This is a genomic window from Pseudomonas poae RE*1-1-14 (assembly GCF_000336465.1).
In the GTDB taxonomy this organism is placed as follows: Bacteria; Pseudomonadota; Gammaproteobacteria; order Pseudomonadales; family Pseudomonadaceae; genus Aquipseudomonas; species Aquipseudomonas poae.
In genome coordinates this window covers 3443497-3459642 of the sequence record NC_020209.1, presented here as the reverse complement: position 1 = coordinate 3459642, position 16146 = coordinate 3443497, and the positions used below count along the sequence as shown (strand labels likewise).

Here is a 16146-nt window from a genome sequence, read left to right as displayed (position 1 = left end):
GCGCACCAGGTATCTGCCGACGCCTCAGCGGCAAGATTCATACAATCAATGACACGATTTAGCGTATTTGCCAGTTTGGCCATAGCTGCTAACGTCCCCCAAGCTCCGCTTTTTACAGCAGCGGCCGGACACACTCAGGTAAGAGGACAAGAATAATGCAACCTGATTTCTGGAATGACAAACGCGCGCCCGGCGTTCCCAACACCATCGACCTCACCACCTACAGCTCGGTGATCGAAGTATTCGAGCGCTCGTGCAAGACTTTCGCCGACCGTCCGGCATTCAGCAACATGGGGATCACCCTGACCTACGCCGAGCTTGAGCGCCAAAGTGCGGCGTTCGCCGGTTACCTGCAGCAGCACACCGACCTCAAGCCCGGCGAGCGCATCGCGGTGCAGATGCCCAATGTGCTGCATTACCCGATCGCCGTGTTCGGCGCCCTGCGCGCCGGGCTCATCGTGGTCAACACCAACCCCCTTTATACCCCGCGTGAAATGCGCCACCAGTTCAAGGATGCCGGCGTGCGTGCGCTGGTCTACCTCAACCTGTTCGGTTCGCGTGTGCAGGAGGTGTGCACCGACACGGCCATCGACTACCTGATAGAAGCCCGAATGGGCGACTTCATGCCCGCCGCCAAGGGCTGGCTTGTCAATACCCTGGTCGACAAGGTGAAGAAAATGGTGCCGGCCTACCATCTGCCACGCGCGGTGCCATTCAAGCGCGCCCTGCGCATGGGGGCAGGGCTGGGGGTGACACGCCATCCCGTGAGCCTGGATGATATCGCTGTGTTGCAATACACCGGCGGCACTACCGGGCTGGCCAAGGGCGCGATGCTCACCCACCGCAACCTGGTGGCGAACATGCAGCAGGTGCGCGCCTGCATGTCGCAGACCGGCGACGACGGCCAGCCGCTGATCAAGGAAGGGCAAGAGGTGATGATCGCGCCGCTGCCGCTGTACCACATCTATGCCTTCACCGCGAACTGCATGTGCATGATGGTCTCGGGCAACCACAACGTGCTGATCACCAACCCACGGGACATTGGCGGCTTCATCAAGGAGCTGAAAAAGTGGCGCTTCACCGGGCTGTTGGGGCTCAACACGCTGTTTGTCGCGCTGATGGATCATCCGGAGTTCAAGCAGCTGGATTTCTCTCACCTCAAAACCACCAACTCGGGCGGCACCGCGCTGATCAAGGCCACCGCGGAACGCTGGCAGCAGCTCACCGGCTGCGCGATCGGCGAGGGGTACGGCCTGACCGAAACCTCTCCGGTTGCCAGTGCAAACCCATACGGCGATAAGTCGCGGCTGGGTACCGTGGGCATTCCCGTGCCAGCCACGGCAATGAAGGTGATCGACGACGAAGGTGTCGAGCTGCCGCTGGGCGAGCGTGGCGAGCTGTGCATCAAGGGCCCGCAGGTGATGAAGGGCTATTGGCAGCAACCGGCAGCCACCGCCGAAGCGCTGGACACCGAAGGCTGGTTCAAGACCGGCGATATCGCCGTGATCGACGAGGACGGTTTCATACGAATTGTCGATCGCAAGAAAGACCTGATCATCGTCTCGGGTTTCAACGTGTACCCCAACGAGATCGAAGACGTGGTGATGGCGCACCCGGCCGTGGCCAATTGCGCAGTCATCGGCGTGCCGGACGAGCGCACGGGGGAGGCGGTAAAGCTGTTCGTGGTGGCGCGTGCCCAGGGCGTGAGCGTTGAGGAGCTGAAGGCGTACTGCAAGGCCAACTTCACCGGGTACAAGGTGCCCAAGCAGATCGTGCTGCGCGACTCGTTGCCGATGACGCCGGTAGGGAAAATCCTGCGACGGGAGCTGCGCGACATCGCCTGACCCTTGAATTGCCAGCGACTAAAAGTGTGGGAGGGGGCTTGCTCCCGATGGCAGCGGTTCAGTCACTTATCCGGTGACTGATACACCGCCATCGGGAGCAGGCCCCCTCCCACATTTGTCTCGTGTTGCGCTGGAGAGCCTGTTCCAGAGCGCTTTGCTGGGGTATTCAACAAGCGTTTAAAGTGTGACCAGATATTGTAGGACAGTCGTGATTATGACTGTGGGGCCCTCGTTTGGCTCTAGGCGGCCCTTGGCAAAGCTGCTACTCTCGGCGCGCTTTGTGACGTCTCGGCATGCTTTGAAGCGCCGGATTCACCGTACAAAAGACATACACCAATAATAATCGCATCAAATGCGATGATGAATTCGCGTCGCTGAGGAGTGGGCTTCCATGAATGAAGACTTTTGGAAGGATAAGTACCCCGCCGGGATTGCTGCACAAATCAATCCAGACGAGTATCCGAATATTCAGGCGGTATTGAAGCAGTCCTGCCAGCGCTTCGCCAACAAGCCGGCTTTCAGCAACCTGGGCAAGACCCTCACCTACGGTGAGCTGTACGAATTGTCCGGCGCCTTCGCCGCCTACCTTCAGCAGCACACCGACCTGCAGCCCGGCGACCGCATTGCGGTGCAACTGCCCAACGTCCTGCAATACCCGGTCGCCGTGTTCGGCGCCATCCGTGCCGGGCTGATCGTGGTCAACACCAACCCGCTGTACACCGCGCGGGAAATGGAACACCAATTCAACGACTCCGGGGCCAAGGCCCTGGTGTGCCTGGCCAACATGGCCCATCTGGCGGAAAAGGTCGTGCCCAAGACCGCCATCAAGCACGTGATCGTCACCGAAGTGGCCGACCTGCTGCCGCCGCTCAAGCGTCTGCTGATCAACAGCGTCATCAAGTACGTCAAGAAAATGGTCCCGGCCTACCACCTGCCCAAGGCGATCAAGTTCAACGACGTGCTTGCCAGGGGCCATGGCCGGACCGTCAACGAAGTGAGTCCGGCCAGCGATGATGTGGCGGTGCTGCAATACACCGGCGGCACCACTGGCGTGGCCAAGGGCGCGATGCTCACCCACCGCAACCTCGTCGCCAACATGCTGCAGTGCAAGGCGCTGATGGGCTCCAACCTCAATGAAGGCTGCGAGATCCTCATCACGCCGTTGCCGCTGTACCACATCTACGCGTTCACCTTTCATTGCATGGCGATGATGCTGATCGGCAACCACAACATCCTGATCAGCAACCCGCGCGACTTGCCGGCGATGGTCAAGGAACTGTCGAAGTGGAAGTTCAGCGGTTTTGTCGGCCTCAACACCCTGTTCGTGGCGCTGTGCAATAACGAGGGTTTCCGCAAGCTGGACTTCTCGGCGCTCAAGGTCACCCTGTCCGGTGGCATGGCCCTGCAACTGGCGGCGGCCGAGCGTTGGAAGGCCGTGACCGGTTGCGGTATCTGTGAAGGTTACGGCATGACCGAGACCAGCCCGGTGGCCACGGTCAACCCGATCCAGCACATCCAGATTGGCACCATCGGCATCCCGGTGCCGTCCACGGTGTGCAAGGTCATCGCCGACGACGGCACCGAACTGGCGCTGGGCGAGACCGGCGAGCTGTGCGTGAAAGGCCCGCAAGTAATGAAGGGCTACTGGCAGCGCGAGGACGCCACCGCCGAGATGCTCGACAGCGAAGGCTGGTTGAAGACCGGTGACATCGCGATCATCCAGCCTGACGGCTACCTGCGCATTGTCGACCGCAAGAAGGACATGATTCTGGTGTCCGGCTTCAACGTCTATCCCAACGAACTGGAAGACGTGCTGGCCGGCCTGCCGGGTGTGCTGCAGTGCGCCGCCATCGGCGTACCGGACGAAAAATCCGGGGAAATCATCAAGCTGTTCATCGTGGTCAAGCCAGGCGCAACCCTGACCAAGGATCAGGTGATGGAGCACATGCGCGCCAACGTCACCGCCTACAAAGTGCCCAAGGCGGTGGAGTTCCGCGATGTGTTGCCCACCACCAATGTAGGCAAGATCCTGCGGCGTGAATTGCGCGATGAAGAACTGAAGAAGCTGGGCCTGAAAAAGTAACTCAATAAAAAACCCCGCCAATGCGGGGTTTTTTATGGCCTGCACATTTTTTACAGGGCGAATTGCGCGAAGCTGATCCCAGCACCCGCCGGGCGCACGTCCTTGAGGTACGAATCCTTGTCCGCACTCAACTCCAGGGTGATCTCGGGCTTGCGCTTGCCCGCATTGCGCACCACCAGCCCTTCGACGTTCTCACGCAGGAACAGCGTGGGCACCTTCAGGTGCAGCAACTGGTCGGTCTCGGCGTTGTGCATCAACAAGTGGATCCACTCGTATTGGCCCACGCCAATGCGCACCAGCGGCAGGTCGAACCACCAGATGTTGCGCTTGCGGTCCAGGTCGGTGAAGTGGCAGTTGTTGACGCCGAGTACGGCGCCGCCCAAGGCCTGGTTTCTGCGGGCGATGGCCTGTGTCTTATCGAGTTTCATAACCTTCCTACGGGATCTGTTATTCAGCATTTGAGCCTGAATCTGCCCGGCATTCTCGTGGGTTGGCTGCAAAACATAAAGCCAAACCTTTATAGGGCGATCAAATGCCGGCTGAAAATAATTGAAACTCTACGGAACGGCCCCGGGTCAATCTTTACGTAGTCATTAAAAACCATTTGATTGTTATCAGGAGTAATACCATGGGCAGCACTTCCGATAAGGTAAAAGGCATGGCTAACGAAGCCGTCGGCAACGTCAAGCAAGGCGTCGGCAAAGCCACGGATAACGACAAACTGCGTGCTGAAGGCAAGGCTCAGGAACTGAAGGGTGAAGCTCAGCAAGCGGTTGGCAAAACCAAGGACGCGGTCAAGAATACCGTCGACAAAGCCTGACCCGGCATTGCGTTTGCGCAGACCTGCGGCCATCCACGGATGGCCGTTTTTGTGTCAGCTGTTGCAACTAAACTTTGGAAATTGTTTCAAAGTCGCCAAATGGGCTACTTTGATGTAGAAAACGGCCCCTGAGTCGCCCATGAATATGACCTTATTGCGGCGAAAGGAGACGCTATGATCTTTCCGGTACTACAAGGCCTCAAGCTGCATAAGGTGCTGATGCGCACCGTCACCGAGTTCATCGATGATGAGATGCCCACCTACGCCTCGGCACTGGCCTATCAGATGCTGTTTTCGCTGTTTCCCTTCCTGCTGTTCCTCATTGCCCTGATCGGTTTCCTGCACCTGCCGGACTTCTTCAGCTGGTTGCGCCTGCAATCCGAGCTGGTGTTGCCGCCTCAGGCGCTGGAACAGGTCAACCCGGTGATCGACCAGTTGCAGCAATCCAAAGGCGGGCTGCTTTCGGTCGGTATCGTCATCGCGCTGTGGACGGCCTCGGCCGGCGTGCGTTTGATGATGAGTGCGATGAACGCCGCCTACGACGTGGTGGAAGGCCGGCCGATCTGGAAGCGTTTCCCGCTGTCGATTTTCTACACCATCGGCATCGCCGGCATGCTGCTGGCCGCCGCGGCACTGATGGTGCTGGGCCCGCAAGTGATGGAGTGGCTGGCGGGGCAGATCGGAATGCAGGAATTCGTCGTTACGCTGTGGACCATCGTGCGCTGGCCATTGATCGTCATCCTGCTGATGTTTGCCGTGGCCCTCATGTATTACGTGATGCCGGACGTGGAACAGAAGTTTCGCTTCATCACCCCGGGCTCCGTGCTGGCCGTGGTGGTGTGGATCGTCGCGTCCCTGGGCTTTGGTTACTACGTTAAAACCTTCGCCGACTACAACGCCATGTATGGCAGTATCGGTGCGATCATCGTGCTGCTTCTGTATTTCTATATTTCTGCCGCCGTGCTGCTGCTCGGTGCGGAGATGAACGCCGTGATCGAACACATGTCGGCCGAGGGCAAGGACGCGGGCGCAAAGGAGTTTGATGAGCCCGGCCACACTGATGAGAAACAGCATGTCTCAGGCTTAGGCCGAGACCATTCCAAGCCCACTCCCGTAGAGCCTGATCGATGATCCGTGACATCCTGAAAATGGGCGACGAGCGCCTGCTGCGCATCGCCGCGCCCGTACCGCCGGAAATGTTCGACAGCCCCGAGCTGTGGCAATTGATCGATGACATGTTCCAGACCATGGAACACGTCGGCGGTGTCGGCCTGGCCGCGCCGCAGATAGGCGTCGACCTGCAACTGGTGATCTTCGGTTTCGAGGCCAGCGAACGCTACCCGGACGCACCGCCGGTGCCGCAGACCATCCTGATCAACCCGCTCATCACGCCACTCAGCCCGGTGGTGGAAGAGGACTACGAAGGCTGCCTGTCGGTGCCTGGCCTGCGCGGGGCGGTCAACCGTTACCAGCAGATTCGCTACGAAGGTTTCGACCCCAAGGGCGAACCGATTGTGCGTTTTGCTGACGGCTTCCATGCGCGGGTGGTGCAGCATGAGTGCGATCACCTGATTGGCCGGCTGTACCCCTCGCGCATTACCGACTTCAGCAAATTCGGGTTTACCGATGTGCTGTTCCCTGCGCTGGAGCCGGCGGTAGAAGAATAGCCCTCTGACACCACACCGCTTGAAACGATGGGAGGGGGCTTGCTCCCTCCCACATAGGCCTGCATTTCAAATTTCCAAGCCCATCGCGATCAGCGGCTTGTTGCGTTTATAGCGCACCAGCCGCTCGCTGAGCGACTGCGGCAAGTGCGTTTCCTGCGTGAAGCCCATCCGTTCATACAAGCCTTGCAGGTCCGGGTGGCAAAACAGCCAAACGGTGCCCTCAACCTGTTGCACTCCACAGGACACCAACCGCGCCGCCAATCCTTGCCCACGATAGGCCGGGTCGACGAACAGCCCCGTCAGCCACTGCCCGCCCAGCACCGGTGTCAGGCACAGCCCGGCCACGATCTCGGCGTCACGCGCCACCCACAAACGACCGCCCTTGAGTGCTTTCATCGAGGAACCGTGGGCGCGGTAAAACTTGTTCAGCAGCGGCCAGAGCGGCTCGCTCAGCAATTGGATGGATAATTCGGGCATGGTGTTCAGGTGCATGTGACCAGGGGGCGAGGATTATAAGCACGCTTGGTGACTGATTAATCAGCCGGGGCTTATATATTCTTTTTTATCATATATCGGTGAGTTTTAAATATTATTAAAGAATAAACCTGCTTGTTAGGATCGCTTCAACGGATCATCAAGAGGCTACCCATGAAACCACTCAAATACCTGCTGGCGGGCTCGTTGCTGGCGCTGACGTTGCTGGCCCGGACGGCGCTGGCTGGCGAACCCGAGACCTTGCGTGTCGGCTATCAAAAAGGCTCGGTGAGCATGGTGCTGGCCCGCGAGCACAGGCTTTTTGAGGCGGCGCTGCCGGGCACCCAGGTGCAATGGGTCGAATTCCTCGGTGGCCCGCCACTGATGGAAGCGCTCAATGCCGGCAGCCTGGATATTGGCAATATCGGCGACATCCCCCCGATCTTCGCCCAGGCCGCCGGCATCGACCTGCAATACATCGCGGTCGAGCCCAATGACGGCAAGACCGAAGCGATTCTGGTGCCCAAGGCCAGCACGCTGCACAGCGTGGCCGAGCTCAAGGGCAAGCGCGTTGCATTGCTCAAGGGCTCCAGTGCCCACAACCTGTTCCTCAAGAGTATCTTGCGGGCCGGGTTGCAATGGCAGGACGTGAACGTGGTGTACCTGTCGCCGTCAGACGGACGTGCGGCGTTTGAACAAGGCAAGGTGGATGCCTGGGTGGTGTGGGACCCGTACTACTCGGCCGCCGTGGTCGACGGTTCTGCCCGAGTACTGGGCGACGGGCAGGGGCTCAACCCGGCGGGCAGTTTCTTCGTGGTCAGCAGCCGGTTCGCCAAACAGCACCCGCACGCCATTGCCACGATCATTCAGACGCTGGGTAAAGCGCAGCGCCTGTCCCTGGACCAGCCCCAGGAGAGTATCGCGCTGATGGCCAAGACTCTGGGCCTGCCGCCTGCCGTGGTGAAAAGTTACTTCGAGCACCGCTCACCCACGCCGATCCGTGCGCTGACAGCCGCCGACATTGCCACTCAGCAAGGCACTGCCGATCTGTTTTTCGCCAACCGACTGATTCCGAAAAAGGTCGACGTTCAGCAGGCAGTCTTCAAAGCGCCCTGAGAGCTCCTCCCGGCACTGTCGCCTTGCATAGCGCCGCGCCGTGGCTATGCTCATGCCAATGGAATGCGCGCTCAGCGCCGGGCATCAGGGAGATCCGACCATGTTCAGCCTCCATCACAAAGCCGACCTGCTCGAGATCCAGCGTTTCTCCTGCGCCCTCACCGAATCCAACGCCAAACTCGCCGCTATCGGTCGCTCCATGGCCATGATCGAGTTCGATCCTGCGGGGGTGATCCTCGATGCCAATGACAACTTCTGCAAAGTCATGGGCTACAGCGTGGAAGATATCCGCGGCCAGCATCACCGGCTGTTCTGCGAGGAGGCCTACACCCACACCGAGGCCTACGCCACGCTCTGGCGCGACCTGGCGCGGGGCGAAGCCATCAGCGGCACCTTCATGCGCCTGAACAAACGCGGCGAGGAGGTTTGGCTGGAGGCCAGCTACATGCCGGTGCTGGACGAGGAGCAGCGGGTGCTCAGCGTGATCAAAGTGGCGTCGGATATTTCCGCGCGAGTCCACCACGAACACGAAAACCAGAGCCTGATCGATGCGATTGGCCGCTCCATGGCGGTAATCGAGTTCACGCCCCAAGGGCAGATCCTCAACGCCAATGCGAACTTCCTGCGAACGGTGCAGTACTCGCTGGATGAAATCGTCGGCCAGCACCACAGCCTGTTTTGTCACCGCGAGGAGGTCGAGTCGCCGGCCTACAAGGCGTTCTGGGCCTCGCTCAACCGTGGCGAATATCACTCGCACCGTTTTGAGCGCAAAAACAAGTACGGCAAGACGCTGTTTCTGGAGGCCTCCTACAACCCGATCTTCGACACCAGCGGCCGGCTGTACAAAGTGGTGAAATTCGCCAGCGACATTACCGACCAGGTCACCAGCCTGCGCACCGCTGCCGATTCGGCTCACGCCACCTCGGTGCAAAACGACGTCTGCGCGCGCAAGGGCTCGCAGGTGGTGCAGCAAACGGTGCAGATCATCGAAGACATTTCCCACGACCTGAACCAGGCCGCCGTGAGCATCGACGCGGTGAACAAGCAGTCGGAGATCATCGGCACCATCGTGCAGACCATCCGCAGCATCGCCGAGCAAACCAATATGCTGGCGCTCAACGCTGCCATCGAGGCCGCCCGTGCCGGTGAGCATGGACGCGGTTTTGCGGTGGTGGCCGACGAAGTGCGCAGCCTCGCCGCGCGCACCAGCCAGGCGACGCTGGAAATTGTCGAGGTGGTGCGCAAGAACCACGACCTGTCGGCGAGCGCGGTATCGAGCATGCAGTCGAGCTTGAGCCGCACGGGGCTCGGGGTGGAACTGGCCAACGAAGCGGGGCAGGTGATCCTGGAAATCCAGGAAGGCTCACGGCATGTGGTGGACGCGATCAGTCAGTTCAACTCGACGTTGCAACTGCAGTAACTCACCCACACATGAAAACCTGTGTGAACGGCGATCCTGTGTGAAACAGACTCCAATGTGGGAGGGGGCTGCTCCCGGTAGCGGTGTGTCAGTCACCGATCAATTGACTGACACACTGCAATCGGCAGCAAGCCCCCTCCCACAGTTGAATGGCGTCAAGGCCTGGTTAGATGGCCGCCAGCGCCTGTTGTACCGGTTCAGCCTTCGGCGCGGTCGTCGCCGCCACCTGCTGCTGTTCCTTCAACCGTGCAGCCACTTCCCTGGCAATCGCATCCTGTTTTTCCTGCGGCAGCGCCTGCGCCTGCTCCTCGGTCAAACCCTGCTCCTTGAGCAACTGCTCACGAATGCGCTCGCCCGGGGATTTGCTCATGTACTCGGTGAGCTCCGCACGCGTGCCAGAGGCGGGCGCGGAGGCCTGAAGTTGCACACGGGTCTTGGCAAACGCCTCGTCAATACGCCCGCTCGCCTTGTCCAGATCCTTCTGCGCGGCCGGCAGGGTCAGGGTAGGTTGTGCTGCCGCCAGCACGCCGCTGTAGAGCGTACTGGCGGCAGCATTGGCCGGGTCCATGTCGGGCCGGTTGACCTGTTGGACGTTCGATACGGCCTGGGTGTTGTTGTTAACCAGCATGATCGGTCACCTGCGCAAATGTTCAGTGCAAGCACTGGAGCAAATAGCGTGCCGCGTGCGCCGTGCCCGGTTTTATTGGGCCACGGGTCGCCGTCGCGGCAACCGATGGCCAGTCGACGGCCAACCCTTGCCGTCAATGGGCGATGTTTTCCAGTGCCAGGTTGCGGGTGCGCGGCCCGAACCAGCTGATGGTGATCATCACGATCAGCATGCTGCTGGCGATAAATGCCAGCACTCCCGGCGTGCCCAGCTGTTCAAGGATAAAACCGATCAACAGGCTGCTGAACACCGTCGACAAACGGCTGAACGAATAGCAGAAGCCGACCGCCCGCGCGCGAATATTGGTCGGGAACAGTTCGGCCTGATAGGAGTGGTAGCTGTAGCTCAGCCAGGCGTTGCAGAAGGTGATCATCACGCCGCAAAAGATCAGCCCCACCGCGGTGGTCTGCAAAGCGAACAGGCTGCCGAAGATCATCGCGCCCATGGCCGATCCGACGATCTGCCACTTGTTTTCAAAGCGGTTGGCCACCTTCACGAACAGCAGCGGCCCCAGCGGGTAGGCGAGGGTGATGACGAACGCGTACAGCAAACTGTGGGTCACACTGACGCCCTGGCCCGACAGCAGCGCCGGCAGCCAGTTGCCAAAACCGAAGAACCCGATGGCCTGGAACACATGAAACACGATCAGCATCAGCGCGCGGCGGCGATAGGGCGGTTGCCAGATATCGGCGAACCGGCCATTGCCCTGCACACTGACCGCCTCCGGTTGCGGTTCATCCAGCGGTTTACCGTGATCCTTGCGGCAGCGTGCTTCAAGGGTGTCCATGATGGCGCCGGCTTCGTCGAAACGACCTTGCTGCGCCAGCCAGCGCGGCGACTCCGGCAGGCGCTTGCGCAGTTGCCAGATAAACAGCGCAAACACCGCACTGCTCAGCACCACCCAGCGCCACCCGGCAATGCCGAACGGCGCCTGGGGCACCAGCCACCACGACATCAGCGCCACGGTCGGCACCGACAGGAACTGGATGAAAAACGCAAAGGCAAACGCCGAGCTGCGCATGCGCTTGGGCACCAGCTCCGAGAGGTAGGCGTCGATGGTCACCAGCTCGATTCCCAGGCCGATGCCCACCAGAAAGCGCATGCAGATGATGCCCAAAGCGGAAGTCTGCAGGCCCATCAACACCGTGGCGACGGTGTACCAGACCAGCGCGAAGGTAAAGATCGCGCGGCGCCCGAAGCGGTCGGCGATGGGGCTGAGCAGGCTGGCGCCGAAAAACAGGCCGAGAAAGGTCGCCGCAGCGAAGGCGGCCTGGTCGGAGAAACCGAACACGCCTTCACTGCCGATGTGGAACAGCCCGGCGCTGATCAGGCCCGGGCTGATGTAGGCGGTCTGGAACAGGTCATACAGCTCGAAAAAGCCGCCAATCGACAGCAACGCCACCAGGCGCCAGATAGTCGCAACGGGAGGAAGGCGGTCGATGCGCGCACTGATATGGGCGGCCCGGACCGGATCGATGCTATCGGTAGCAGAGGCGGTGAGTGTCGACATGAGAGACCTTCTGGTCAGCAGTAAGGAATAGCGTTCAGCGTCAAGCTAAACACATTTGCTTACAGCTTAACGCGTGCCGCTCTGTTTTTTCAGTTGTGACCTTCCAGAGCAAAGGTGTGGAAGCCCGCTTGCTGGGACAGCCTCTCCCACAGCACGCCGTGGTCGTCGATCATCACCGGTACCTGCGCATTGGAATTCCGGGCGAGCCCCGTCGGTAATTTGTGGCGAGCGGGCTTGCCCCGCGTTGGGGTGCGAAGCGCCCCCACTCCAGCAAAACGCGGTGTACCTGATACGGCTCAGCGCCTGGTTTTGGGGCTGCTGCGCAGCCCAACGCAGGACAAGCCTGCTCGCCACAGGGAGTCTGCGCTTAACTGAACGGCGTTAGGGCTCGCCACAATAAGCATGAGTTGGGGCCGGCTTTTCAAGTGCGGGGCGTGTGTTGGTCCATTGCTTTGCCTACCAGCAAGACGCTCAGCTCACTTAATTGATGAATGGCGAGCCCGTCGGTAATTTGTGGCGAGCGGGCTTGCCCCGCGTTGGGGTGCGAAGCGCCCCCACTCCAGCAAAACGCGGTGTACCTGATACGGCTCAGCGCCTGGTTTTGGGGCTGCTGCGCAGCCCAACGCAGGACAAGCCTGCTCGCCACAGGGAGTCTGCGCTTAACTGAACGGCGTTAGGGCTCGCCACAATAAGCATGAGTTGGGGCCGGTTTTTCAAGTGCGGGGCGTGTGTTGGTCCATCGCTTTGCCTACCAGCAAGACGCTCAGCTCACTTAATTGATGAATGGCGAGCGCTACATCGCGATGTTTGCCGGTGAGGTTATCGGACAGGTCGAGCAGCAGGGTGCTGACGGAGCAAACGGTTTCGTAACTGTTGGTCAGCAGGGATTCAAGGGGAGTATCGGGTACAACGGTGAAGAGGGTGGTTGGCGTTTTTTCTATTGCTTTGATCATTTGAGCATCCTGCAAATGAGCCGCCGTATCGCTAGTAAACAAGGGTGGCAGCTGTACGCAGGTTAGTAGACCGGTGGACACTCAACGCCGGCGCACCCGAAGATGCCCTGCGCACAACCGCCATCGAACACAGATGAGGCTCATGCACTAGGAGTGGCCAGAAGTCAGGCTACTAAACCCGATCACCGAGAAATTCGGCGACCGACAAACCTTAGAGAGACCGACCTTGGCGCACAAGCCGGCGGATTCTGACGTAAGCGTAGGCAACGGAGCAAGACGCTTACCGCAATGTCAGTCTCTTCCTACGGACCTCCTACGTACTCTCCCTCACCTGCAACTCAAACCCCATATCCACCACCGGTTTGGCAATCCGGTTACCCGCCATGATCGTCAACAAATGCTCCGCTGCCCTTCGGCCAATGGCTTCGCGTGGCGTGCTGATGCTGCTCAGGCGCGGCACCATGAACGAGGACGCGGGCAAATCGTTGAACCCCAGCACCGCCACTCGCTCCGGTACCTGGATGCCGTGGCGCATGGCTTCGAGCAGTGCGCCGTGGGCCAGGTCGTCGTTGCCGAAGAACACCGCGTCCACGTCGGGATGCGCTGCCAGCAACTGCAGGAACAGTTCGCCACCCAGGCCCACGGAAGAGGGGCGCGGTGTCAGCACTTCCAGCGCCGGGTCGTACAGGCCAGCCTGTTGCAGGGCGCGGCGAAAACCTTCGCCGCGCAGCAGGGTGCGCTGGTCCAGCTGTGCGCCGATATAGGCCAGGCGTTTGCGCCCACGAGAGAGTAGGTGTGCGGCAGCCGTCTCGCCCGCCGCCAGTTGCGAGAACCCCACGCAGTTCACCCCGGCGTTGGGGTCCAGGTCCATCATGTATACGCAAGGCACGTTGCTCGACTCGACCATTCTTCGCGCGCTTTCGGTGCGGTCAAAACCTGTCAGCAGCAGGCCACGCGGCTGGTAGGCCATGTAGTTGCGCAGCAGGTTTTCTTCTTCGTCGCGCGAGTAGTGGGAGTTGCCGATCAGCACTTCGAAGCCCTTGGGCCGCAGCACCTGGTGGATGGCCTCGAGGGTTTCGATAAACAGAAGGTTGGACAGCGACGGCACAAGCACCACCACTGAGTGGCTCTGGGCCGACGCCAGTGCGCGGGCGGCAGGGTTGACCACGTAGTTGAGCTCGGCGGCGGCCTGCCGCACTTTTTCGGCCAGTTCTGCGGCCACGCTGCTGATGCCGCGCAAGGCACGCGAGGCGGTGATTGGGCTGACGCCGGCCAGGCGGGCGACTTCGTTGAGGGTCGGGCGACCCGTGGTGCGCGTATTCTTATCGTTCTTGGAGGTCATCAGGCGGCTTGCCAAACAAAAATCGAGGCACTAAGGTAGCGCTGTCTCCAAAGGGCTGCAAATGAAGAACTTAGGGTTGCCTGATCCGGTTCAGTTCGTGAAGCAAGCCAGTTGGAACGGATGCACGCGTCACTCCATAAAAGAAGACAAGACGGCGCGGGAAAAGCCTGTTTTTGCACTAACCTTACGGCGTGCAAAGGTAGCGCTATCTGCGTCCTGAGGTGTTTCATGAGTCAACCTGTTACCGCCCTGGTCATCATGGGTGTTTCCGGCTGTGGCAAGTCCAGTGTCAGCGAGGCCCTGTGCCGCCTGAACGGCGCCACCGCCATCGAAGGCGACAGCTTTCACCCTGCCGCGAACATCGAAAAGATGAGCGCCGGCCACCCCCTCAACGACGACGACCGCGCCGGCTGGCTCGACATCCTCTGTGATGAACTGCGCCGTTCGCTCGAGGCCGGCGAGCATCCCGTGCTCACCTGTTCGGCCCTCAAGAAAAAATACCGCGACCACCTGCGCGAAGTCGCGCCGGGCCTGGGTTTCGTGTTTCTGGAGCTGACCCGTGCAGTGGCCGCCGACCGCGTGTCCCATCGCCCCGGTCATTTCATGCCGGCCAGCCTGATCGACAGCCAGTTCGCCACCCTTGAATCGCCCGAAGGCGAGCCGCTGACCCTGGCCCTCAACGCCAGCGAAGACAGCGTCGAGGACCTGGCCGAGCAAACCAATGCCTGGTGGCTCAAGCACGGTTTTGAACCTACTCACTGATTTTTTGCCGGAAGAGATAGCGCTATCCCCGGCAGAAAATTAAACACCCGCTTCAATAACAACAACAAACAGGAGAGACCCCCATGTTTGGCATGTCCCACGAGTCCTACCTGCTGCTCGATGCAGTGGTCACTATCATCGGGTTGATCGTGCTGATCACCCAATTCAAGGTGCACCCGTTCATTGCACTGATCATTGCGGCCGGCTTTCTCGGCCTGACCTCGGGCATGCCCGTGGACAAGATCATCAAGGCCTTCCAGGATGGTTTCGGCGGGGTGCTCGGCTTTGTCGGCATCATCCTTGCGCTGGGCACCATGCTCGGCAAGATGATGGCCGAATCCGGCGGCGCCGATCAGATCGCCCAGACCCTGATCCGCGCCTTCGGCAAGGAGAAGGTGCAATGGGCAATGATGTTCGCCGCGTTCCTGGTGGGCATCCCGCTATTTTTCGAGATCGGCTTTGTGCTGCTGATCCCGCTGGTCTTCATTGTCGCGCGGCGCACCGGTGTTTCGCTGATCAAAATCGGTATCCCGCTGCTCGCCGGCCTCTCGGCGGTGCACGGCCTGGTGCCTCCGCACCCCGGCCCGCTGCTGGCCATTGGCGTGTTCGGTGCGGACATCGGCAAGACCATCCTGTACGGCCTGATCGTCGCGCTGCCAACGGCCATCATCGCCGGGCCGATCTTCGGTACGTTCATTTCCAAATACATTCCGGGCAACCCGTCCCAGGAACTGGTGGACCAACTGGCCCGCGAGCCGGAAGCGAAAGCCCTGCCGAGCTTCGGCATCACGCTGGTCACCGTACTGCTGCCGGTGTTCCTGATGCTGCTCAAGACCTTCGCCGACATTGGCTTGCCGGACGGCCACGTGGTGCGCAACTGGATGGACATGATCGGTCACCCGATCACCGCACTGCTGCTGGCGTTGCTGCTGTCGCTGTACACCTTTGGCCATCGCCAGGGCATCCACGCCAAACAGATCCTCAAGCTGCTCGACGCCAGCCTTGCACCGACCGCCGCGATCATCCTGATCATCGGCGCTGGCGGCGGCTTCAAACAGATGCTGGTGACCAGCGGCGTGGGCGATGTGATCGGTCATATGGCGGTGAGCGCGCAGATCAACCCGATCCTGCTGGCGTGGCTAGTGGCGGCGGTGATTCGTGTGGCCACAGGTTCTGCGACCGTGGCGACCATTACTGGCGCGGGCATCGTGGTGCCGGTGGTGGGCATGATCCCCGGGGTCAACCGTGAACTGCTGGTGTTGGCAACGGGGGCGGGTTCGTTGATTTTGTCTCACGTCAACGATGCGGGGTTCTGGCTGGTCAAGCAGTACTTCAACATGACCGTGGTCGAGACGTTCAAGACCTGGACGGCGATGGAGACCATCCTCTCGGTGGTGGCGTTGATCTTCATCATGTTGCTGTCGCTGGTGGTGTAAGCCACACCGCAAAACAACGGTGTGAACCCAATCCGATGTGGGAGGGAGCAAG

Annotated in this window: 15 protein-coding genes and 2 pseudogenes; 10 read left to right on the top strand and 7 right to left on the bottom strand. The window is 60.4% G+C overall.

Annotation, left to right across the window (positions count from 1 at the left end):
- Positions 1–155 precede the first annotated feature (155 nt).
- Together fadD2 and fadD1 are read left to right on the top strand one after the other, a co-directional pair.
- Complete coding sequence (gene fadD2, locus H045_RS15045; protein ID WP_003237817.1) at positions 156–1844, top strand: long-chain-fatty-acid--CoA ligase FadD2; 1689 nt, start codon at positions 156–158, stop codon at positions 1842–1844.
- 391 nt (positions 1845–2235) lie between these two features.
- Complete coding sequence (gene fadD1, locus H045_RS15040) at positions 2236–3927, top strand: long-chain-fatty-acid--CoA ligase FadD1 (RefSeq protein WP_015372808.1); 1692 nt, start codon at positions 2236–2238, stop codon at positions 3925–3927.
- 50 nt (positions 3928–3977) lie between these two features.
- Here the strand turns inward: fadD1 and H045_RS15035 are convergent, their stop codons facing one another.
- Entirely contained in the window at positions 3978–4355 is a 378-nt protein-coding gene (locus tag H045_RS15035) for a hypothetical protein (RefSeq protein WP_003237821.1), read from the bottom strand.
- A gap of 200 nt (positions 4356–4555) precedes the next feature.
- On the opposite strand from H045_RS15035, the gene H045_RS15030 reads away from it, so the two are divergent.
- From H045_RS15030 to def, 3 genes are all read left to right on the top strand, one after another.
- Positions 4556–4747, top strand: coding sequence for a CsbD family protein (locus H045_RS15030; protein WP_003237824.1), 192 nt, complete (start codon positions 4556–4558; stop codon positions 4745–4747).
- Positions 4748–4921: 174 nt separating this feature from the next.
- The gene (locus H045_RS15025) at positions 4922–5878 is read left to right on the top strand and encodes a YihY/virulence factor BrkB family protein (RefSeq protein ID WP_003237827.1); all 957 of its coding nucleotides are present in this window, start codon (positions 4922–4924) and stop codon (positions 5876–5878) included.
- Positions 5875–6414 carry a peptide deformylase gene (def, locus tag H045_RS15020; protein ID WP_003237830.1) on the top strand — a complete coding sequence of 180 codons (540 nt, stop codon included), beginning with the start codon at positions 5875–5877 and terminating at the stop codon, positions 6412–6414. Before H045_RS15025 ends, def begins: the two co-directional genes overlap by 4 nt.
- A gap of 66 nt (positions 6415–6480) precedes the next feature.
- Here the strand turns inward: def and H045_RS15015 are convergent, their stop codons facing one another.
- Positions 6481–6891: a GNAT family N-acetyltransferase gene (locus H045_RS15015; RefSeq protein ID WP_041931642.1), complete on the bottom strand. Its 411-nt coding sequence runs from the start codon at positions 6889–6891 to the stop codon at positions 6481–6483.
- Between the two features lie 171 nt (positions 6892–7062).
- Here H045_RS15015 and H045_RS15010 point away from each other — a divergent pair, with 171 nt between their 5' ends.
- The 3 genes and pseudogenes from H045_RS15010 (at position 7063) to H045_RS25875 (ending at position 9424) form a co-directional block, all read left to right on the top strand.
- Positions 7063–8004 (top strand): aliphatic sulfonate ABC transporter substrate-binding protein, encoded by a 942-nt coding sequence (locus tag H045_RS15010; protein WP_015372806.1) that lies wholly within the window; start codon positions 7063–7065, stop codon positions 8002–8004.
- 46 nt (positions 8005–8050) lie between these two features.
- A pseudogene (locus H045_RS25880) lies at positions 8051–8830 on the top strand (PAS domain-containing protein); the annotation flags it as partial.
- Between the two features lie 21 nt (positions 8831–8851).
- Positions 8852–9424 (top strand): methyl-accepting chemotaxis protein, encoded by a 573-nt coding sequence (locus H045_RS25875; RefSeq protein WP_413469898.1) that lies wholly within the window; start codon positions 8852–8854, stop codon positions 9422–9424.
- A gap of 166 nt (positions 9425–9590) precedes the next feature.
- Here H045_RS25875 and H045_RS15000 read toward each other — a convergent pair whose 3' ends face one another.
- From H045_RS15000 to gntR, 5 genes and pseudogenes are all read right to left on the bottom strand, one after another.
- Positions 9591–10052 (bottom strand): hypothetical protein, encoded by a 462-nt coding sequence (locus H045_RS15000; protein WP_015372804.1) that lies wholly within the window; start codon positions 10050–10052, stop codon positions 9591–9593.
- Positions 10053–10185: 133 nt separating this feature from the next.
- Positions 10186–11601: an MFS transporter gene (locus tag H045_RS14995; protein WP_003237841.1), complete on the bottom strand. Its 1416-nt coding sequence runs from the start codon at positions 11599–11601 to the stop codon at positions 10186–10188.
- Between the two features lie 421 nt (positions 11602–12022).
- Positions 12023–12100, bottom strand: a pseudogene (locus tag H045_RS25870) (DUF6124 family protein); the annotation flags it as partial.
- A 214-nt stretch (positions 12101–12314) separates the two neighbouring features.
- On the bottom strand, positions 12315–12554 hold the full coding sequence (locus tag H045_RS14990; protein ID WP_003237843.1) for a DUF6124 family protein: 240 nt from the start codon (positions 12552–12554) through the stop codon (positions 12315–12317).
- 313 nt (positions 12555–12867) lie between these two features.
- Positions 12868–13899, bottom strand: a complete 1032-nt coding sequence (gene gntR, locus H045_RS14985; RefSeq protein WP_162276130.1) for an HTH-type transcriptional regulator GntR — start codon at positions 13897–13899, stop codon at positions 12868–12870.
- Between the two features lie 225 nt (positions 13900–14124).
- Here gntR and H045_RS14980 point away from each other — a divergent pair, with 225 nt between their 5' ends.
- Positions 14125–14658 (top strand): gluconokinase, encoded by a 534-nt coding sequence (locus H045_RS14980; protein ID WP_015372803.1) that lies wholly within the window; start codon positions 14125–14127, stop codon positions 14656–14658.
- An 83-nt stretch (positions 14659–14741) separates the two neighbouring features.
- The gene (locus H045_RS14975) at positions 14742–16094 is read left to right on the top strand and encodes a GntP family permease (RefSeq protein WP_015372802.1); all 1353 of its coding nucleotides are present in this window, start codon (positions 14742–14744) and stop codon (positions 16092–16094) included.
- The last annotated feature ends 52 nt before the right edge of the window (positions 16095–16146 follow it).

Coding starts and splice junctions, on each gene's coding strand:
- H045_RS15025 (WP_003237827.1), top strand. CDS start 4,922: ATGATCTTTCCGGTACTACAAGGCCTCAAGCTGCATAAGGTGCTGATG.
- H045_RS14975 (WP_015372802.1), top strand. CDS start 14,742: ATGTTTGGCATGTCCCACGAGTCCTACCTGCTGCTCGATGCAGTGGTC.
- fadD1 (WP_015372808.1), top strand. CDS start 2,236: ATGAATGAAGACTTTTGGAAGGATAAGTACCCCGCCGGGATTGCTGCA.
- H045_RS15010 (WP_015372806.1), top strand. CDS start 7,063: ATGAAACCACTCAAATACCTGCTGGCGGGCTCGTTGCTGGCGCTGACG.
- H045_RS15030 (WP_003237824.1), top strand. CDS start 4,556: ATGGGCAGCACTTCCGATAAGGTAAAAGGCATGGCTAACGAAGCCGTC.
- H045_RS14995 (WP_003237841.1), bottom strand. CDS start 11,601: ATGTCGACACTCACCGCCTCTGCTACCGATAGCATCGATCCGGTCCGG.
- def (WP_003237830.1), top strand. CDS start 5,875: ATGATCCGTGACATCCTGAAAATGGGCGACGAGCGCCTGCTGCGCATC.
- H045_RS14990 (WP_003237843.1), bottom strand. CDS start 12,554: ATGATCAAAGCAATAGAAAAAACGCCAACCACCCTCTTCACCGTTGTA.
- H045_RS14980 (WP_015372803.1), top strand. CDS start 14,125: ATGAGTCAACCTGTTACCGCCCTGGTCATCATGGGTGTTTCCGGCTGT.
- H045_RS15035 (WP_003237821.1), bottom strand. CDS start 4,355: ATGAAACTCGATAAGACACAGGCCATCGCCCGCAGAAACCAGGCCTTG.
- H045_RS15000 (WP_015372804.1), bottom strand. CDS start 10,052: ATGCTGGTTAACAACAACACCCAGGCCGTATCGAACGTCCAACAGGTC.
- fadD2 (WP_003237817.1), top strand. CDS start 156: ATGCAACCTGATTTCTGGAATGACAAACGCGCGCCCGGCGTTCCCAAC.
- H045_RS15015 (WP_041931642.1), bottom strand. CDS start 6,891: ATGCCCGAATTATCCATCCAATTGCTGAGCGAGCCGCTCTGGCCGCTG.